We start from the raw sequence: 19,284 nt of genomic DNA on the forward strand, positions 1-19,284 counted from the left end.
TCGACATGACGCCGTCGTGTCCCTTTGCCCGAATCGTGGAGGGGGCACCCAGAGACAGTATTCCTGCGGGAGAGAGAACATGTATCTGAAGTCCAATGCCATGGCTGCGGCCATCGGCAGTCTGCTGTGCGTCTCCGTTGTCCACTCCGTCGCCGCGCAGGATGCGCAGTCGCCCGATGCGAAGGCACGCACGCTGGATACCGTGCAGGTGACCGGCAGCCACATCAAGCGCGCGCAGCTGTCAGGCGTCGGCCCGGTGAGCGTGGTCGATGCCGAGGCCATCGAACGTTCCGGCGCCACCTCGGTGGAAACCCTGCTGCAGCGCCTGCCGGCCTCGGCAGGGTTCGCGGGCAGCCAGAGCAATGCGTACTGGGCCGAGAACGGCTACGGCACCACCCAGGTCAATCTGCGCGGTCTCGGTATCAACCGGACCCTGGTCCTGCTCAACGGCCGGCGCATCGTCAATGGCGGCACCGGCGCCAACAGTTCGGTCGACCTCAATGTCATTCCGGTCTCACTGATCGAGCGCGTGGAGGTGCTCAAGGACGGTGCCTCGGCAATCTATGGCGCTGATGCGGTGGCTGGCGTGGTCAACATCATCACCAAGCAGGGATTCGAGGGTGCCGAAGCGGTGGTGCGCTATGGCCAGACCAGCCGGGGCGACGGCGAGGAAACCTCCGTCGATGTCAGCTGGGGCGTCAGCAGCGAACGCGGCTCGCTGATGGCTGCGGTCAGCTACTTCGACAGCGGCGCGGTCAACATGGCCTCGCGCGCGCCCTGCGGCCTGATCGAATCCGATGGCCGGCTGGTCTGCTCCGGCAGTTCGTCCACCATCGGTGGTCGTGCACTGCTGGCGGATGGCCGACGGGTCAACTTCAACCAGGTGCCCGGAGGCGACGGCGATTTCTACGAGCCCTATTCGGCGGCCAAGCACAACTACAACGGCAATCCCACGCTCAACGCGGTCAACCCGATCGAGAGGCTCAGCCTGAGCGTGTTCGGCGACAGCCAGTTGAATGACAGCACACGCGCGTTCATCGAAGCGATGTACACCAACCGCCAGTCCAGGCAACTGGCGACCTCGGGTGGGCTGGGCGTCTACCGGCCGATCAACATCGCCGCCGATCATCCGACCAATCCCACCGGGCAGGATCTGCTGCTGCAGCGCCGGCGCCTGGAAGAGGCCGGTCCCCGCCACTTCTTCCAGGAGACCGACACCTACCGGGTGGTAGCGGGCCTGAAAGGCCAGTTCGGCACCAGCTGGGACTGGTCGGTGGCCTTCAACTGGGGGCGCAACACCGGCGTGGATGGTTCGGACAATGTCGCCAACCTCGATCGCGTCGACCAGACGCTGGACCGGTCCCTGTGCAGTACCGCGCCCGGCGCAGCGATTCCCTGCGGCGACTATCTCGGCTACGGGGACCTGAGCCGCGACGTGCTGGATTACATCCTGTACACCTCGCGCGATACCGGCGGAAACGAGCAGAAGAGCTTCACCGCCAATCTCAGCGGGCAGATCTTCGAGCTGCCGGCAGGCTGGGTGGGATTCGCCGCGGGCGTGGAGGTGCGCAGGGAGCGCGGTTGGCGTGATCCGGATCCGTTGACCGTGCTCGGCATCGGCAACACCAACCAGCAGGATCCGATCGCCGGGCGATACACGGCCAAGGAAGCGTACATGGAGCTGGCGGTGCCGCTGCTGCAGGACGCGGTCATCGCAGATTCGCTGTACCTCAACCTGGCCGGCCGCGTGTCCGACTACGACCTGTTCGGGCGCGACTTCAACTACAAGGCCGGGCTGGACTGGCAGGTCAGCTCTTCGCTGAAGCTGCGCAGCACCTATGCTACGGCATTCCGCATTCCCAACATCCCCGAACTGTTCGGTGGCGTGTCCGAGGGCAACCTCACCACCACCGACCCCTGCAGTGGCTGGAGCGGACTGCCGGCCAGCTCGATCGTGCGTGCGAACTGCCAGGCCGATGGCGTGCCGGCTGGTTACGTGCAGCCGGGCAACACCATCCTGACCACGTCCGGCGGCAATGCGGATCTCGAGCCGGAAGATGCGACCTCCTTCACCGCCGGGGTGGTGTGGACACCCACGTTCGCACCCGGGCTGACGCTCACCCTGGACTACTACCGCATCCGCATCGAAAACGCGATCCAGCGCATCGCCGGTTCCACCAAGCTGGCCATCTGCTACAACACTCCCTCGCTGGCGCATCCGTTCTGCGACGCCAGCAACTTCACCCGGGACCCGCGCACCGGCGAAGTGAACTACCTGTCGTCGCAGCCGGTGAACACGGCCGATGAACAGGTCAGTGGCTACGACCTGGGCGCACTCTACGAGTTCAAGCCGTGGGGCATGGACGCCAGCATCAGTGCCGACATCTCCTACCTTCAGCGTTATGACGTGCGCCCGTATGCCGGAGCAGAGGTGATCACGTATGCCGGCAGGATCACCGGCGGCCGTGGCAGCTATGCCAAGTGGCGTGGACTGATGTCGATGAACGCGTCCCGTGGGCAATGGTCCGGTACCTGGACCACCCAGTACATCGGCCGGGCCGACGACATCAATGCCGCGCGTGGCGACATCGGTGATCATGCGCCATCGGTGTTCTATCACAATCTCCAGCTCAGGTACGCGGTCAGCAAGGCGCTGGATGTGGCGCTGGGCGTGGACAACGTCTTTGATCGCTCGGCGCCGTTCATCCAGAGCTATACCGACGCCAACACAGACACCATGACCTACGACCTGCTCGGTCGTCGCTGGTATGCACGCATCGGCTACCGCTGGTGATCGCACGCGCCCCCGTCGCCTGCGGCGGGGGTGCTCCGCAAGGGAGACAAGGTAGATGAAACCCGCATTCTGGGCGCGCCGCGCCCACAAATGGATCGGACTGGTGATCGGTGTGCAGGCGCTGCTGTGGATGCTCAGCGGGGTCTACATGACCGTGGTGCCGCTGCAGGTGATCCATGGCGACCACCTGGCGCATGTCCGTGGCGAACCGCTGGCGCCGGTGCATGATCGGGTCGGTGTCGATGTGCTGGCCGCGCGTTATCCCGGCCTGCAGTCGTTCCGCCTCAAGCGGCTGCTGGAGCGTGAGGTCTACGACGTCCAGCGCGGACCGGAACGCTTCCTGGTCGATGCCCGCAGTGGAGAGCGCCTGCCGCGGCTGGACCGGGATGGCGCCATCGCGCTGGCCACAGCGCTGTACCAGGGCGCAGGCGAGGTCGCGCGGGTGGAATGGGTGACCCGTGCGCCGTCGGAAGTGAAGACGCGACCGGTGCCGATGTGGGCCGTCCATTTCGCTGACCGCGGAAGCACCACGCTGTACCTGTCACCGGACAGCGGTGAACTGCTGGCGCGCCGGCACAGCCTGTGGCGCTGGTTCGATTTCCTGTGGATGTTCCACATCATGGACTACGAGCAGCGCACCGACGTCAACAATGGCCTGCTGCGCGTCGCATCGGTGATCGGACTGGCATTCGGTCTCAGTGGCGTGTGGCTGCTGTTCTACAGCTTCGGCCAGAGGAGGCGCGCATGACGCCGTGGCTGCGCCGGTTGCACAGGTGGATCGGGGTGCTGGTCGGACTGCAGTTCCTGGTTTGGCTCGGCAGTGGACTGGGCATGAGCCTGCTTGACCCGGACCGGATCGCCGGCACTTCGCAGCGGGCTGCGCCCCCGGCGCCCCCGGCATGGCCGGCAGACAGCGTCTCACCGGCCGATGCACTGCGAGCCGCACGATGGCCGGCCGCGACCCTGGACAGCGGCTGGCTGCTGCAGACGCCGGTGTATCGACTGCAGTCAGCGGAAGGCACCGAGGTGATCGATGCGCGTGATGGCAGGCGCATCACCATCGATCCGGTGATCGCGCTGCGCGTCGCGCAGGCCGCCTACCGTGGCCAGGGCGTGCCCGCAGCGCCGGTGCATCTGGCGCACAGTCTGGAGACGCGCGGCCATCCCGACGCGGTGTGGCGGGTGGACTTCGGCGATGCGCAGGACACCACCGTCTACGTCTCCGCCGACAGCGGACAGGTGCTCGAGCATCGCACCGCAACGTGGCGGCTGTTCGATGTGTTCTGGATGCTGCACATCATGGACTACGCCGCGCGGGCCAACTTCAACAATCCGCTGGTGGTGGGGATGGGGCTGGGGGGGCTGTGGATGGCCTTGACCGGCGCGTGGCTGCTGCTGGCGAGCGTCCGCCTGCATGAGTTCGTTCCACATCGATGGCGCAGCCGCCGGCAGTTGGCAGTGTTCGCCCCAGGAGGCACGCACCTGCGCACGGTGGCTGCGGCGCAGGGGGACAGTGTTTACCTGGCGCTGGCCCGCGAAGGCGTGAACCTGCCCTCCAACTGCGGCGGCGGGCAGAGCTGTGGACTGTGCGAAGTCCGGGTCCGTGGACAGGCCGGAACCCCTTCCGCCGCAGATCGGGCGCACCTGGCCGGATCGCGCCTGAAGGTCGGCTGCCGGCTCGCCTGCAACCTGCAGGTGGGGGCGGATATGGAGATCGAGGTGTCCGGCGGTGCCAGCCTGTGGACCGAGCATGAGGCAACGGTCGAGCGGATCGAAGCGGTGACCCCGTTCCTGCGCGAGATCCACCTGCGTCCGGACCACGCCGCCGACGCACTCTATCAACCCGGCTGCTACCTGCAGCTGCATGTGCCCGAATACGAGTTGCCCCGTTCCGCGCTCTGGCATCCGGACGAACACCGGCAGGACTGGGCACCGTTGGCCCTGCCGGAAACCCTGCACAACAAGGCGGCGGTGCGTCGTTCGTACTCGCTGGCGATGCCGGTTGCCGCCGAAGCGGGGCGCCTGGTGCTGCTGGCCCGGTTCAGCCCCGGCTGGCAGCAGGGCAAGCGGCATCCGCCGGGCAAAGGGTCCAGCTATCTGTACTCGTTGCGCCCCGGCGATCGCGTCCGCTACAGCGGACCGTTCGGTGATTTCGCGCTCAGCGGCGTGTCCCGGGAAAAGATCTTCATCGGAGCCGGCGCCGGCATGGCGCCGCTGCGGGCGATGATCGAACATCGGCTTTCCGAGGGAGGGCAGGAGCGCATCCACTACTGGTACGGTGCCCGCAGCGACCGCGATTGCCCCTACATGGCGCAGATGCAGGCCCTGCAGGCAGCGCACGCGAACTTCAGCTGGCATCCCGTCTGGTCCGGGCAGGGAACTGGCCGGCGCGTGCATGACGCCATCCATGAGGATCTGCTGCAGCGGCATCCGGATCTTTCCGGCTGCGAGTTCTACCTGTGCGGGCCACCACCGATGCTGGCCGCGACCCGGCAGCTGCTGCAGCGGCTGGGGGTGACGGAAGAGCGGATCGCATACGACGATTTCAAGATCTGAAGTGGAGGCGCCGTGGCCGTGCAGGGCGGCCGCGGCGCCCGTTGCAGCGGTGCGGGCGGAGTAGAATGCCCAGCTGTACTCACCGAAGTGGCGTTCCATGTCCCAGCGCGCCTGGGTGGCTGCGGCCATCCGCAAGATCGAAGCCGATTTCAACCGGTCCGCCGATACCCACCTGATCCCGATGGCGCTGCCCGGGTTCGAAGGCATCGATGTCTACCTGAAGGATGAATCCAGCCACCCCACCGGCAGCCTCAAGCACCGCTTGGCGCGTTCGCTGTTCCTGTACGCGCTGGCCAACGGCTGGCTGCGCGAAGGGCGGCCGGTGATCGAGGCGTCGAGCGGCTCGACCGCGGTGTCCGAAGCGTATTTCGCACGCCTGCTGGGGCTGCCCTTCATCGCGGTGATTCCGGCCACGACCTCGCCGGAAAAGATCGCTGCCATCGAATTCCATGGTGGCCGCTGCCACCTGGTCGAGCGCGCCTGTGATCTCAACTGCGAATCGGAACGGCTGGCGCGCGAAACCGGCGGTCACTTCATGGACCAGTTCACCTACGCCGAACGGGCCACCGACTGGCGCGCCAACAACAACATCGCCGAGTCCATCTTCAAGCAGATGGCCGAAGAGCCCAGCCCGGTACCCGAGTGGATCGTGTGCAGCCCAGGCACCGGCGGCACTGCGGCCACGCTGGGCCGCTACGTCAGCTACCGGCGGCACGACACCCGCATCCTCTGCGCGGATCCGGAGATCTCGGTGTTCTTCGAGGGCTACCAGGCGGCGGTGGCGGGCGAGCAGCAGTGGCGTGACCTGACCTGCAGCGGTGGCTCCCGTGTGGAAGGCATCGGCCGACCGAGGGTGGAGCCGAGCTTCATTCCAACCAGCGTCGATGCGATGGTGAAGGTGCCGGATGCATTGAGCCTGGCAGCCATGCGCCACGTCAGCCGGCAGCTCGGTCGGCGCGTGGGAGGCTCCACCGGCACCAACTTCATCGGTGTGCTGCAGGCGGCGCAGTGGATGCGCGAAGCCGGCCGCCACGGCAGCATCGTCAGCATCCTGTGCGACAGTGGCGAGCGCTACGCGCAGAGCTATTACGACCCGGCGTGGTACGCACGACAGGGCATCGATGTGGACGGTGCCGATGCGCAGCTGGCCGCGGCCGTGGCGGGTCAGGGCCTGCCTGCGCTGCCGTGCTGCAGCCTGGAAGCGCTGTAAGCCTGCGGTGCCTCCGCCGGGCATGGCCCGGCGCTACCAGAGCCCGTCGATCGCGGTAGCGCCGGGCCAAGCCCGGCGAGCGCAGCGGCGCATCCCGATCAGTATCCCGCCGCAGTGAACGCGTCGAGCACCGCATCGCGCAGCGCATCAGGCAGCGCCTCGATGTCCATCGCGCGATCATCCAGGTGCAGCCGTGGGTCCAGGCTGCTGATGCGGTCCTGGGCCAGCGCCTGCAGCCACAGCAGCACGCAGATCACGAACTCACGCTCGTGCCCCGGGTGCAGGTGGCGGGCACCGCGTTCGATCACCTCGAACGGGTACCACTCCTGCTCGTCGTTGAGGATGCCGCCCTGCTGCATGAGCACCTGCAGCTCCTGCAGATGGCGCCGGGCATCATCGCCGGGATCGCACAATGTGGCGATCCAGGACAACTCCTCCGCGCTGGCAGACAGCGCCAGCGACCGGACCGGCAACGCGGTCGCAACCTGAGCCAGACCTTCCATGTGGGGCCTCTATCGGCATGTTCCGCTGCGGACTCCCCCGCACCCAGAGCTTCCGCGCGACCCCGTAAGGCCGACGTGAATGATCGGCGCGCCCCCCTTGTCTGCGGCTCCGGCCAGCGCCATATCGACTGGGCTGCCCGCTCCTCGGGCCCGTAACTGGAGATCTGCCGTGACCGCTGCCAACCCCCTGCTCGATTTCTCCGGCCTGCCGCGCTTCGAGGCGATCCGCCCCGAGCACGTGGCGCCGGCGCTGGACGTGCTGCTGGCCGAGGCCGAGGCCGCCGTCAACGCAGCCGAGCAGGTGCAGCCGGTCCGCTGGGACACCTTCGTGGTCCCGCTGGACGATGCCACCGAGCGGCTGTGGCGCGCCTGGGGCCTGGTCGGCCACCTGCAGGGCGTGGTCAACACGCCGGAACTGCGCGAGGCCTACAACAGCAACCTGCCGCGGGTGACCCGCTTCGCCAGTGCGCTGGGCCAGAACCTGGCGCTGTACCGCCAGTACCAGGCACTGGCCACCGGCCCGGAGGCGGGGACGTTCGATGAGGCCCGGCGCAAGGTGCTGGACAATACGCTGCGCGACTTCCGCCTGGGGGGCGCGGAGCTGGCGCCGGACGCCCAGCAGCGGTTCGCCGCGATCAAGGAAGAACTGTCGGCGCTGTCCGCGAAGTTCTCGCAGAACGTGCTGGATGCCACCGATGCGTGGTCGTTGATCGTGGAAGACGAAGCACGCCTGGCCGGCGTGCCGGACGACGTGAAGGCTGCCGCGCGTGCGGCAGCGGCGAACGATGGCAGGGACGGTTGGAAGTTGACGCTGCAGATGCCGTGTTACCTGCCGGTACAGACCTGGGCCGAAGATCGTGACCTGCGCGAGATCCTGTACCGGGCCAGCGCGCAGCGCGCTTCCGAATTCGGCGATGACGCGTTGGACAACAGCGGCAACATCGACCGCATCCTGGCCCTGCGGGCCGAACTGGCCGCACTGCTCGGCTTTGATTCCTACGCCGACTACTCGGTGGCCACCAAGATGGCGCAGGACCCGGCCGAAGTGCTGGGCTTCCTGCGTGACCTGGCGTCGCGCGCCAAGCCGTTCGCGGCCAGAGACCGTGCCGAACTGGAGCAGTTCGCGCGTGACCACCTGGGCATCGACAGCCTGCAGGCCTGGGACCTGGCGTTCGCGGCCGACCGCCTGAAGCAGGCGCGCTACAGCTATTCCGAGCAGGAGGTGAAACAGTACTTCACCGAGCCGAAGGTGCTGGGTGGATTGTTCTCGGTGATCGAGCAGCTGTATGGACTGCGCGTGCAGGAGGACAGCGCGCCGGTCTGGCACGAGGACGTACGCTTCTTCCGCCTGGTCGATGCGCAGGACGCGCTGGTAGGCCAGTTCTATCTGGATCTGTACGCCCGTGAGGGCAAGCGCGGCGGTGCGTGGATGGACGATTGCCGCAACCGGCGCGAGCGTGCCGATGGCAGCGTGCAGACGCCGCTGGTGTACCTGGTGTGCAACTTCGGTCGCGGTGCCAGCGGCAGGCCTGCTACGTTCAGCCACAATGAAGTGACCACGCTGTTCCATGAAATGGGCCATGGCCTGCACCAGCTGCTGACCCGGATTGGTGAGCTGGGCGTGGCCGGCATCAATGGCGTGGAATGGGATGCGGTGGAGCTCCCCAGCCAGTTCATGGAGAACTTCTGCTGGGAATGGGACCACCTGCAGCGCATGACTGCGCACGTGGAGACGGGTGAACCGCTGCCACGTGCGCTGTATGAGCGCATGCTGGCCGCGCGCAATTTCCACAGCGGCATGGCGACTGTCCGCCAGCTGGAGTTCGGTCTGTTCGACATGCTGCTGCACAGCCAGTTCGAGCCCACGCAGGACAGCGTGCTGGCACTGCTGGAGCGCGTGCGCGGCGAAGTGGCGGTGAATCATCCGCCAGCCTGGAACCGCTTCCCGCATCAGTTCAGCCACATCTTCGCCGGTGGCTATGCGGCCGGCTACTACAGTTACAAATGGGCCGAGGTGCTCAGTGCCGATGCCTATGCGGCGTTCGAGGAAGCACCGCAGGCGTTGGCCGCGACCGGTGCACGTTTCCGCGACGAGATCCTCTCGCGCGGGGGCAGCCGTCCAGCGGCCGAGAACTTCAAGGCCTTCCGTGGCCGTGCGCCGCAGATCGATGCACTGCTGCGCCATTCGGGCATGGCCTGATCCCACGTCGGCTGTGAGGGGTGCCCCCCATGGCGGGCACCCCTCGACGGGCATCGGTCACTCGGCGTAGATCATCCTGCGGGTCATGCCGCCATCGACGATGAAATCCTGGCCGGTGGTGAATCCGGACAGCGGCGACAACAGGTACACCGCCAGCGCGCCGATGTCTTCCGGGCGGCCGACGCGGCCGACCGGATGCTGTGCGTGGTCGATGGCCGAATACTCGGGCGCATGGCGCCGGGAGGGCGCCTGCCACTCGCTGGTGCCGATCCAGCCCGGACTGATGCTGTTCACCCGTACCGCCGGTCCGGCGCTGATTGCCAGCGCGTGGGTGAATGCCACCAGTCCGCCCTTGGCCGCGGCATAGGCTTCGCTATGGGCTTCGGACTGCCGGGCGCGGGTCGAGGCGATGTTGATGATGGCGCCGGCGCCACCGGATGACAGTGCCGGCAGGGCATGCCGGCTGCACAGGAAAGCGCCATGCAGCGATGACAGGCGGCGCTGCCATTCGTCCCACGCCATGTCCTGCAGCGGAGTACCGTGCGCACCGGCGATGCCGGCATTGTTGACCAGGCCATCGATGCCGCCAAACCGCTGCACCGCCGTGGCGATGAACGCGCGCACGCTGGCTTCGTCGGTGATGTCCAGGGGCTGGAACGCCGCATCGTCATCGCGCTGCCATTCGGCCAGGCAGGCGTGGCCGGCTTCCGTATCCAGATCGCCGATCAGCACGCGGCCGCCGGCACCGAGCACGGCCTGGGCGATGCCGCGGCCGATGCCATTGGCGCCACCGGTGACCAGCACCACCTTGCCCGCCAGCGGCGCGGCAGGCCAGGCAGCGATCGGCGGAGCCGCGCTCATGACAGGTCTTCGCCACGCAGGCGGCGATGCCAGCCGTCCACGCCGATGCGGTCCAGCGTCTGGATGTTGCGCTCGACGATCACGTCCGGATCGGGGAAGGCGTCCACCGCGCGTGCCACGCTGTCCTCGCGCAGCAGGTGCAGCGTGGGATAGGGCGCGCGGTTGGTGTAATTGCTGGCGTCGTTGGCGGCCACGCCTTCGAACTGGTAGTCCGGATGGAAGCTGGCCACCTGCAGGATGCCCTGCAGATCGAGCGCCTCGATCGCCGCGTCGGCGTTGTCGAGGAAGTCGTTGTAGTCCAGGAAATCCGTCAGCACCTGCGGGTGCACGATCAGGGTGGTGTCGATCTGCTCGGCCGGCGTGTCCCGCAGCAGCACCAGTTCCTCGGCCAGCTGTTCGACCAGTGCTTCGGGGGTGGTGGCATCACTGAGCACGAAGCGGACCTGGTCCTTCACATATACGGCCTTGGCGAACGGACACAGGTTCAGGCCGATGACGATGCGCTCCAGCCACAGGCGGGTGGCGGCGATCGGGTCGTCGGTGGGCAGGGCGATATCGGTCATGGCGGGCACATCGGCGGGCGAGGTCGCCATTGTAGGCAGTGTGCCGCCGCTGCGCTGTTCACTGTGCAGGAACTGGACAGTCGCCATGCTGCAAATCCCCGCCGATTCAAGCCTTTGCAGGCCACCGGCAGATGGCCGATTGCCTGCTGCGGGCGGTAGGCGTGGAATGGACGCACGACACAGGAGGACACCCATGACTGCATCTTCTCCGTGGCTGCCGGACGCCCTTTGGGCCGGCGCCCTCTTCGATGGCCGGTGGCAGGCGGCCGCGCAACGGCAGCCGGTGATCGAGCCGGCCACCGGTAACACGCTCGGCCAGATCGGCCTGGCCGACGCGGCGCAGGTGGCGCGCTCGGCGGCGGCCGCTGCGCAGGCGCAGCAGGCGTGGGCGGCGGCTCCGTACGAACAGCGCGCTGAAGTGCTGCGCAAAGCGGCACGCCTGGCCGAAGAACACATCGACACCCTGGTCGAATGGCTGGTATGCGAAAGCGGCTCCACCCGCCTGAAGGCAGGTTTTGAAGCCAAGGTGACCATCAAGGCACTGCACGAGGCTGCGGCGCTGCCGTCGCGCAGCACCGGCGAGATTCTGCCTTCCGAGCCGGGCCGGCTGAATCTGGCGCGGCGCCGACCGCTGGGTGTGGTAGGGGTCATCTCGCCTTTCAACTTCCCGCTGTATCTGGCCATGCGCGCGGTGGCGCCGGCCATCGCGCTGGGCAACGCGGTGGTACTCAAACCTGACCCGCGCACAGCGGTGTGCGGCGGGGCGGTGATCGCACGCCTGTTCGAGCAGGCCGGCCTGCCGGCAGGCGTTCTGCACATGCTGCCCGGTGATGGCGCGGCCGGCGCTGCGCTGACCAGCGATCCGCACGTGGCGATGATCCAGTTCACCGGCTCCACCGCCGCCGGGCGCAAGGTCGGAGAGGCGGCGGGCAAGCATCTGAAGAAGGTCTCGTTGGAGCTGGGCGGCAAGAACTCGTTGATCATCCTCGATGATGCCGACCTCGACCTGGCGGTGGCCAACACCGCGTGGGGGGTCTACCTGCATCAGGGCCAGATCTGCATGGCGACCGGCCGCGTGCTGGTGCAGCGGAAGATCCACTCCGCGTTCCTGCAGAAGCTGGTGGCCAAGGCCAATTCATTGAAGGTGGGCGATCCGGCGCGCGAAGACGTGGCGATCGGTCCGCTGATCAATGCCGGCCAGCGCGACCACGCCACGCGCGTGGTCGAGCAGGCAGTGCAGGCCGGTGCCTCGCTGGAGGCCGGAGGTACCTATCGCGATCTGTTCTTCGCGCCGACCGTGCTTGGCAACGTCGCTGCTGACAATCCGGCGTTCAACGAAGAAATCTTCGCGCCGGTGGCGGTGGTGGTGCCGTTCGACGATGACGACGATGCCGTGCGCCTGGCCAACGACAGCGAGTACGGCCTGTCGATGGCCATCGTTTCCAGCAATGTCGGCCGCGCACTGAAGCTCGGCGAGCGCCTGCGCACCGGGCTGCTGCACATAAACGATCAGACCGTGAACGACGAGGTGATCAATCCCTTTGGCGGCGTCGGAGCATCCGGCAATGGCACCAGTATCGGCGGCCCCGCCAACTGGGAGGAGTTCACGCAGTGGCAGTGGTTGACCGTCAAGGGCGAGGCGCCCGCTTACCCGATCTGATCGAAGGAGCCATCACGATGAACGACAATACGGCAACACGCGAGATCACCGCCGCAGTGGTCCGCGGCAAGGAACAACCCTTCGTCATCGAGCAGGCCCGGCTGCGCGGCCCGCAGGAGGATGAGGTCCTGGTGAAGGTGGTAGCCACCGGCCTGTGCCACACCGACCTGATCGTGCGCGATCAGTACTACCCGGTGCCGTTGCCCGCGGTGCTGGGTCACGAAGGCGCCGGCGTCGTGGAGGCGGTCGGCCCCAACGTAAAGGAACTGAAAGCAGGGGATCACGTGGTGCTGACCTATGGCGCCTGCGGCCACTGCAATCCGTGCCGGGGCGGTCATGGCGCCTACTGCAGGGATTTCTTCGCGCTGAACTTCGGGGGCGATGATGGCCACGGCCATACCGCCATCACCGATGCGCAGGGTCAGCCGTTGCACGACCATTTCTTCGCGCAGTCTTCGTTTGCCACCTATGCGCTGGCGCGCGAGATCAATGCGATCAAAGTGCCCGACGATGCGCCTCTGGAACTGCTGGGCCCGCTGGGCTGCGGCATCCAGACCGGTGCCGGCGCGGTACTCAATTCGCTGAAGGTACGCTCGGGCAGCAGTTTTGCCAGCTACGGTGCCGGCGCAGTCGGTCTGAGTGCGGTGATGGCGGCCAAGGTCGCCGGTGCCACGACCATCATCGCCATCGATGTGGTGCCGTCGCGGCTGGCACTCGCGCTGGAGCTGGGCGCCACCCACGTGGTCAACAGCCGCGAGACCGATGTGGTCGAGGCCGTGCGCGCCATCACCGGCGGTGGCGCTGATTTCGCGCTGGAATCGACCGGTCGCCCGGAGGTGCTCTCTGCGGGTATCGAGGCCTTGGGGGGCTTGGGCATGATGGGCGTGGTCGGTGCACCAAAGCTGGGCACCACCGTCAGTTTCGACGTGAACAACCTGCTGCTGGGTGGCCGCAGCATCCGTGGCATCGTGGAAGGCGACAGTGTGCCGCAGGTGTTCATTCCGCAGCTGGTCACGCTGTTCCAGCAGGGCCGCTTCCCGTTCGACAGGCTGGTGAAGTTCTACCCGCTGGAGCAGATCAACCAGGCGGCCGAGGACAGCACCCGGGGCATCACCCTGAAGCCGATCCTGCGCATCGCGGCGTGATCTGAGGGCAGGGCTGCAGGGCTTCGCCCTGCACCTGCCGGATGGGCGGCAACCGCAGGCCAATACCTCATCGGAGCGTAACGTGGCGTTGCCGCTGGCCGGTGTACGCTGCGCCCATGATCGCAACCTCCGTCGGGCAACAGCAGTTGGTAGCAGTACGCGCGGCCTTTGCCGAGGGCGATGCGCGCTCATTGAACGTGTTGCCGCAGCCCTTGCAGCAGTCGTGGATGCGCTCGCGCGCGGCTGGCCTGCAGCCCGGGCAGGAACCGGTCTACCTGCCGCTGCAGAGCGATGGCCGGCATCTGCCCCAGCGCGACGACCGTCGCCTGGCACGCTGCGTGCAACCGGAGCTGGAACAGCTGTGGGCCGCTTTCGGCGGACGTGGCTGGACGATGTTCTGCGCCAACCGCGAGGGCATGGTGATCGCGCGGCAGGCGCATGGCCTGGAAGACTCGCCCCTGCTGCGGCCGATCCAGGTCGGGCGGCGGCTGGGCGAAAGCGAGATCGGCACCACCGCGCCGGCGGTCAGCCTGGCCGACGACCTGCCAGCGCTGGTGCGCGGCAATGAACATTACCTGCAGCGTTTCGCTCCGGTGTTCTGCCTCAGTGAACCCCTGCACGATCTCGACGGGCGGGTATGCGGAGTGATCGATATCACCGGGCTGGGTGAGCGCGATCCTTCGCTGCTGCAGGGCTATTTCCGGCAGGCCGCACTGGCCAGCGAGAATCGCCTGTTCCACACGCTTGCCGATGTGCACCTGCTGGCGCTGCAGCATGATCCGCGCTGGCTGGCGTCACCCTTGCAGGGGCTGCTGGCGGTGCAGGAGGATGGCCAGCTGCGCGCCGCCAACCGTGTGGCCCGGCGTCTGTTGGGCCTGCCGCGGCGCGGGCCACTGCCGTTGCTGGATATTGCAGCGGTGTTTGCCGGCGCCAGTGCCGCACAGCGGCGGCGCCTGCTGCAGCCGGGGGCGCCGCATCGGGTCCGGTTGGGCGAGGGCAGTGCGGTCTACCTGCAGCATCTGCAGGCGCCGCGCAAGGTCGCTGGCAACAGCGTGCGACGGTCTTCACCGGCGACGATGGCGGCGCCGGCGCTGCGCGATCAGCAGCGTGAAGCGGCGCGCCGGGCGGCGCAGGCGGCGGACGGCAATCTCAGTCTGGCCGCACGCCAGCTGGGCATCTCGCGCACCACGCTGTACAAGCTGCTGCGTGATTGATCGAGCGCGGTGCCGGGCCACGCCCGGCGGAGCAGTCAGTCGCGGAAATTGTTGAACTGCAGCGGCAGCTCGAACTTGCCGGCCTTCAGTACTGCGATCGCGTCCTGCAGATCGTCGCGCTTCTTGCCCTGCACGCGCAGCTTGTCGCCATTGATCTGGCTTTCCACCTTCAGCTTGGCGTCCTTCAGTGCGGCGGCGATCTTCTTGGCCACCTTCTGCTCGATGCCCTGCTTGACGGTGATCTTCTGCCGCGCCTGCGCCAGATTTGTCTCGATGTCGCCGAACTCCAGGCTCAGCACGTCGATGCCGCGCGCTGCCAGACGCGCACGCAGGATGTCGTTCATCTGCTTGAGCTGGAACTCGGTCGGCGCGAACTGGTTGATGACATCGCCATCACGCTCGAACTTGGCGTCCACGCCCTTGAAATCGAAGCGGGTGCTCAGTTCGCGGTTGGCCTGGTCGATGGCGTTGGTCAGCTCGTGGGTGTCGACTTCGGAGACGACGTCGAAGGAAGGCATGGGCGATGCTCCACAGAATTCAGTGCGGACATTCTATCGCGCCGGCCAGCCTGCCCGCTTTCCGTGGCGCTGGGCATCGCTGCAACGGCATCCCGCCGCCGGCTCGGCGATAATGGGCCATGAACGTGCAACGCTCCCCCTCGCGCGCGGTGGCCTGGATGGTCGCCGCGGTCGCCTGCTTCTCCCTGATGGACGCCGGCATGAAGCAGCTGGCGGCCAGCTATCCCACCCTGCAGGTGACCTTCCTGCGCGGCGCGGCGTCGTTGCCGTTCGTGCTGGTCTGGGTGCTGGTCAGCGCGGGCCCGCGTTCGCTGGTGCCACGTCGCTGGGGCCTGCATCTGCTGCGTGGCGCGCTGGGCATGGCGATGATCGGCTGCTTCGTGTTCGCGTTGCGCGATCTGCCACTGTCCACCGCCTACACCATCTACTTCGTCGCGCCGCTGCTGATCGCGGCCCTGTCGGTGCCGCTGCTGGGCGAACGGGTCGGACCGCGTCGCTGGGTGGCCATCGGCATCGGCCTGGTCGGCGTGCTGGTGGTGCTGCGGCCCGGCGTGGATGGGTTCATCTCGGTGCCGGGCCTGATGGTGCTGGCCGCGGCCACCGCCTACGCCGTTGCCGCGATCACGGTCAGCCTGCTGACCCGTACCGACACCTCGCAGTCGATGGTGGTCTGGTTCCTGGTCATCATGGCGATCGGCGCGGGCCTGCTGGCGATTCCCGGCTGGAGGCCGCTGCTGCTGGCGCACGCGCCGCTGATCGCGGGCATGGGGCTGGCCGGTGCGCTGGGTCAGATCGCCCTGACCAAGGCCTTCCAGCTGGGCGAGGCATCCATGATCGCGCCCCTGGAGTACAGCGGCCTGGTCTGGGTGATCGGATGGGATCTGGCTTTCTGGGGGCAGTTGCCGGATGGCTACACCTGGGTGGGGGCGGCGATCATCGTGGCGTCGGGCCTGTACCTGCTGCACCGCGAGCGGGTGAACCGCCAGCAGCCGCCGAAGCCGCTGGATCATCCCTGAACCGGTTTGGCCGGGGAGCGGGGTCAGAGCCCCTGCGGGGATCCGACCCCGGAATCCGCGCCGGAGCAGGCGCCTTAGAACCAAAAGGAATAACATTCTGGCCCATGGCGCGGGCGCGCGACCGCCGGCGCTGGTAGGCTGCACGCCCCCTTCTGTCGCCTGCCGGTGAGCCGCTCCCGTGATCGAGTTCCAGCGCCTGCACAAATCCTATGCCGTTGCCGGCCGCGCGGTCAGCGCGCTGCAACCGCTGGACCTGACCATCGAGGCCGGCGAGGTCTTCGGCATCATCGGTCATTCCGGTGCCGGCAAATCGACGCTGATCCGCATGATCAACCGCCTGGAAGAGCCTTCCGGTGGCCGATTGCTGATCGGCGGCGAGGACATCACCGCGCTGGATGCCGACGGCCTGCGCTCGCTGCGCCGGCGAATCGGCATGATCTTCCAGCACTTCAACCTGCTGTCCTCGCGCACGGTGGCGGGCAACGTCGCCTTCCCGCTGGAGCTGGCCGGTACACCGAAGGCGGAGATCGACAGCCGGGTGGCCGAACTGCTGCAGACCGTCGGCCTGCAGGCACACGCACAGAAGTACCCGGCGCAGCTGTCCGGAGGCCAGAAGCAGCGCGTGGGCATCGCCCGTGCCCTGGCCACCCGCCCGCAGATCCTGCTGTGCGACGAGGCCACCAGTGCTCTCGACCCGCAGACCACCGCGTCGGTGCTGGCGCTGCTGTCGAAGATCAACCGCGAGCTGGGCCTGACCATCGTGCTGATCACCCACGAGATGGATGTGATCCGCCGCGTCTGCGACCGGGTGGCGGTGCTCGATGCCGGCCAGCTGGTGGAGACCGGTCCGGTCACCCAGGTGTTCCTGCATCCGCAGCATCCCACCACCCGCCGTTTCGTCAGCGAATCGGAGCATGTGGACGAAGGAACGCTGCACCGTGATTTCGACGCCGTGAGTGGGCGCATCGTGCGCTTGACCTTCCTCGGTGGCGATACCTACGAACCCCTGCTGGGCAGCATCGCGCGCCAGACCGGGGTCGATTACAACATCCTGTCCGGGCGTATCGACCGGATCAAGGACACACCGTATGGCCAACTGGTCGTGGCCCTGGTCGGTGGCGATCACGCCGCCGCGCAGGCCGCATTCGTGGCCGCTGGCGTGCATGTCGAGGAACTGCGTCGATGATCATTGCTGCTGCGGACGGATTCTTCCGCCACCTGGACGCCGGCAAGTGGGCCGATATCGGCCAGGCCACCATCGACACCCTGCTGATGCTGGCCGGTTCGCTGCCCTTGACCCTGGCCATCGGGCTGCCGCTGGGCGTGCTGCTGTACCTGTTCGGTGCGCCGCAGATGAAGCGTCGTCCGTTCGCCTATGGCGTGCTGGCGCTGGTGGTCAACCTGCTGCGCTCGGTGCCCTTCATCATCCTGATGATCGTGCTGATTCCGGTGACGCTGTTCATGATGGGGACGTCGCTGGGTGTTCGCGGTGCGATCGTGCCCCTGGTGATCGGCGCCGCACCGTTCTATGCGCGGCTTGTGGAAACCGCGCTGCGCGAAGTGGACCGTGGGGTGATCGAGGCGACCCAGGCGATGGGCGCAACCACCTGGCAGCTGGTCACCCGTGTGCTGCTGCCGGAAGCGCGGCCGGGCCTGATCGCAGGTGCCACGGTCACCACCGTTGCGCTGATCGGCTTCACCGCCATGGGCGGTGCGATCGGCTCGGGCGGCCTGGGCGATCTGGCGTTCCGTGATGGCTACCAGCGTTCGCACACCGACGTCGCCCTGGTGACCGTGGTGCTGCTGCTGGTGCTGGTGCAGCTGCTGCAGATGCTAGGCGACCGTCTGGTCGCACATTACACCCGCAGGTAACCGGCACGTCCGCCGGGCATGGCCCGGCGCTACCCTGCCACGCGGACGTTCCAGTAGCGCCGGGCCATGCCCGGCGGCGTCGTCTCACCGCGCGTTGGGCACTTCATAGCCCAGTTTGCCGACCTGGTCCGGGCGCTGCGGCACCCGCTTGAGCTTGTCGGTATTCACTCCGTACTCGTCGCGCAGGCGCTCGGCCAGCTCCTTGTACAGCGTCTTGTCCATGTCAGGCCGACGGGCAAAGATCCACGCCATCTCGCGGCCCGGATAGCCGATCAGTGCCCAGGAGTAATCCGGCGCCACTTCCAGAACGCGCGAATGGGTCGGCACCACGCGGTAGAACCAAGTCCGCCAGCCATGGTTGCCGCTGTCCGGGTCGACGCTGGCACGGGCGCGGATCTCCTGTTGCGGTTCGCTGAAGCCGTTGCGGTAGCGGTAGGTGATGGCAACCTTGTGATCGTCGCGCAGCGCGTACTCGTTGACGCTGGCAACGTGACCGCGCTCGACGAAGTTCGGTACGCGGCCGATCACGTACCAGGTGCCCATGAAACGTTGCAGATCGATCGGCGCGTTCGGATCGGGGGCGCGGGGCGCCGCGGCACGCGGCGACGGCGGATCGCTGGCAGCCAGCGCCGGGCCCGCCAGGGACAGGGCCAGCAGCACGGCGCAGAGCGGGCGGATCGAAGTCATGCGGGAGCGGGCTCCAGTGGGCTTGCACGCGCATGGTCGACTGTGTGCACGCGGTCCGTCAATGGTGTCGCAGCGTATGAGAAGGCCCTTGCCCAAGCTGTGTCGCATTGTCCACCGGAGAAACCCGCATGAGCGCACGCCTCACACGCCGCCCCTCGACTGAACGCGTCAGCGAACGCGCCGATCCGCGCCTGCTGCGGGGTGTACAGCACCTGGCACTGGCCGGCGTCGCACTGGTCCTGGTGTGGCCGGCCGCCCGTGGCAGCAGTGCCTGGCTGGGTTGGCTGCCCCTGTGGCTGATCGGCATGCCGCTGGTGGCCTGGTGGGCGTTGCTGCGCTGCCCATTGCCGTCGCTGCGGCGGCGGTCGTCGCGTCGTACCGGTGGACAGGCGCGCCGCCGGAGGGCAGCCGGCGCGCGCGGCCGGCGCGGCGCGACGGCCGCGGCCTGACCTTCGACACGGGGGGCGGTGTCCGGATCCGTGCTA

The 19,284-nt window shown here is 67.4% G+C and carries 17 protein-coding genes; 12 read left to right on the plus strand and 5 right to left on the minus strand.

Annotated features, from left to right (window positions below; all coding sequences use genetic code 11):
• The first annotated feature begins 79 nt into the window (after window positions 1-79).
• The 4 genes from ACVOJ1_RS13515 to ACVOJ1_RS13530 all read left to right on the plus strand — a co-directional run bounded on the left by ACVOJ1_RS13515 (window position 80) and on the right by ACVOJ1_RS13530 (window position 6,560).
• Complete coding sequence (locus ACVOJ1_RS13515) at window positions 80-2,794, plus strand: TonB-dependent receptor (RefSeq protein ID WP_346480538.1); 2,715 nt, start codon at window positions 80-82, stop codon at window positions 2,792-2,794.
• A gap of 55 nt (window positions 2,795-2,849) precedes the next feature.
• Entirely contained in the window at window positions 2,850-3,542 is a 693-nt protein-coding gene (locus tag ACVOJ1_RS13520; protein ID WP_065181783.1) for a PepSY domain-containing protein, read from the plus strand.
• Window positions 3,539-5,350 (plus strand): 2Fe-2S iron-sulfur cluster-binding protein, encoded by a 1,812-nt coding sequence (locus ACVOJ1_RS13525; RefSeq protein ID WP_346480539.1) that lies wholly within the window; start codon window positions 3,539-3,541, stop codon window positions 5,348-5,350. Before ACVOJ1_RS13520 ends, ACVOJ1_RS13525 begins: the two co-directional genes overlap by 4 nt.
• 97 nt (window positions 5,351-5,447) lie before the next feature.
• Window positions 5,448-6,560 carry a PLP-dependent cysteine synthase family protein gene (locus tag ACVOJ1_RS13530; protein ID WP_065181781.1) on the plus strand — a complete coding sequence of 371 codons (1,113 nt, stop codon included), beginning with the start codon at window positions 5,448-5,450 and terminating at the stop codon, window positions 6,558-6,560.
• A gap of 98 nt (window positions 6,561-6,658) precedes the next feature.
• Here the strand turns inward: ACVOJ1_RS13530 and ACVOJ1_RS13535 are convergent, their stop codons facing one another.
• Window positions 6,659-7,063 carry a hypothetical protein gene (locus ACVOJ1_RS13535; protein ID WP_197572356.1) on the minus strand — a complete coding sequence of 135 codons (405 nt, stop codon included), beginning with the start codon at window positions 7,061-7,063 and terminating at the stop codon, window positions 6,659-6,661.
• A gap of 169 nt (window positions 7,064-7,232) precedes the next feature.
• On the opposite strand from ACVOJ1_RS13535, the gene ACVOJ1_RS13540 reads away from it, so the two are divergent.
• Window positions 7,233-9,263: a M3 family metallopeptidase gene (locus ACVOJ1_RS13540; RefSeq protein WP_346480540.1), complete on the plus strand. Its 2,031-nt coding sequence runs from the start codon at window positions 7,233-7,235 to the stop codon at window positions 9,261-9,263.
• Window positions 9,264-9,320: 57 nt separating this feature from the next.
• Here ACVOJ1_RS13540 and ACVOJ1_RS13545 read toward each other — a convergent pair whose 3' ends face one another.
• Window positions 9,321-10,124: an SDR family oxidoreductase gene (locus ACVOJ1_RS13545; protein ID WP_053519823.1), complete on the minus strand. Its 804-nt coding sequence runs from the start codon at window positions 10,122-10,124 to the stop codon at window positions 9,321-9,323.
• Window positions 10,121-10,687 (minus strand): DUF1415 domain-containing protein, encoded by a 567-nt coding sequence (locus ACVOJ1_RS13550; protein ID WP_053519826.1) that lies wholly within the window; start codon window positions 10,685-10,687, stop codon window positions 10,121-10,123. Before ACVOJ1_RS13550 ends, ACVOJ1_RS13545 begins: the two co-directional genes overlap by 4 nt.
• A 193-nt stretch (window positions 10,688-10,880) precedes the next feature.
• On the opposite strand from ACVOJ1_RS13550, the gene ACVOJ1_RS13555 reads away from it, so the two are divergent.
• The 3 genes from ACVOJ1_RS13555 (at window position 10,881) to ACVOJ1_RS13565 (ending at window position 14,706) form a co-directional block, all read left to right on the plus strand.
• Window positions 10,881-12,347 carry a benzaldehyde dehydrogenase gene (locus ACVOJ1_RS13555; protein ID WP_111186209.1) on the plus strand — a complete coding sequence of 489 codons (1,467 nt, stop codon included), beginning with the start codon at window positions 10,881-10,883 and terminating at the stop codon, window positions 12,345-12,347.
• A 17-nt stretch (window positions 12,348-12,364) separates the two neighbouring features.
• Window positions 12,365-13,492 (plus strand): NAD(P)-dependent alcohol dehydrogenase, encoded by a 1,128-nt coding sequence (locus ACVOJ1_RS13560; protein WP_346480541.1) that lies wholly within the window; start codon window positions 12,365-12,367, stop codon window positions 13,490-13,492.
• A gap of 116 nt (window positions 13,493-13,608) precedes the next feature.
• Window positions 13,609-14,706: a helix-turn-helix domain-containing protein gene (locus ACVOJ1_RS13565; protein ID WP_346480542.1), complete on the plus strand. Its 1,098-nt coding sequence runs from the start codon at window positions 13,609-13,611 to the stop codon at window positions 14,704-14,706.
• Window positions 14,707-14,741: 35 nt separating this feature from the next.
• Here the strand turns inward: ACVOJ1_RS13565 and ACVOJ1_RS13570 are convergent, their stop codons facing one another.
• Entirely contained in the window at window positions 14,742-15,224 is a 483-nt protein-coding gene (locus tag ACVOJ1_RS13570; protein ID WP_053519819.1) for a YajQ family cyclic di-GMP-binding protein, read from the minus strand.
• A 119-nt stretch (window positions 15,225-15,343) separates the two neighbouring features.
• On the opposite strand from ACVOJ1_RS13570, the gene ACVOJ1_RS13575 reads away from it, so the two are divergent.
• The 3 genes from ACVOJ1_RS13575 to ACVOJ1_RS13585 all read left to right on the plus strand — a co-directional run bounded on the left by ACVOJ1_RS13575 (window position 15,344) and on the right by ACVOJ1_RS13585 (window position 18,112).
• Window positions 15,344-16,240, plus strand: coding sequence for a DMT family transporter (locus ACVOJ1_RS13575; protein WP_065175182.1), 897 nt, complete (start codon window positions 15,344-15,346; stop codon window positions 16,238-16,240).
• Window positions 16,241-16,418: 178 nt separating this feature from the next.
• The gene (locus ACVOJ1_RS13580) at window positions 16,419-17,426 is read left to right on the plus strand and encodes a methionine ABC transporter ATP-binding protein (protein ID WP_065181774.1); all 1,008 of its coding nucleotides are present in this window, start codon (window positions 16,419-16,421) and stop codon (window positions 17,424-17,426) included.
• Window positions 17,423-18,112 (plus strand): methionine ABC transporter permease, encoded by a 690-nt coding sequence (locus tag ACVOJ1_RS13585; protein WP_053519816.1) that lies wholly within the window; start codon window positions 17,423-17,425, stop codon window positions 18,110-18,112. Before ACVOJ1_RS13580 ends, ACVOJ1_RS13585 begins: the two co-directional genes overlap by 4 nt.
• An 84-nt stretch (window positions 18,113-18,196) precedes the next feature.
• Here ACVOJ1_RS13585 and ACVOJ1_RS13590 read toward each other — a convergent pair whose 3' ends face one another.
• The gene (locus ACVOJ1_RS13590) at window positions 18,197-18,799 is read right to left on the minus strand and encodes a lipocalin family protein (RefSeq protein ID WP_053519815.1); all 603 of its coding nucleotides are present in this window, start codon (window positions 18,797-18,799) and stop codon (window positions 18,197-18,199) included.
• Window positions 18,800-18,927: 128 nt separating this feature from the next.
• On the opposite strand from ACVOJ1_RS13590, the gene ACVOJ1_RS13595 reads away from it, so the two are divergent.
• The gene (locus ACVOJ1_RS13595; protein WP_053519814.1) at window positions 18,928-19,248 is read left to right on the plus strand and encodes a hypothetical protein; all 321 of its coding nucleotides are present in this window, start codon (window positions 18,928-18,930) and stop codon (window positions 19,246-19,248) included.
• The last annotated feature ends 36 nt before the right edge of the window (window positions 19,249-19,284 follow it).

It is taken from the genome of Stenotrophomonas sp. STEN225, assembly GCF_056756445.1.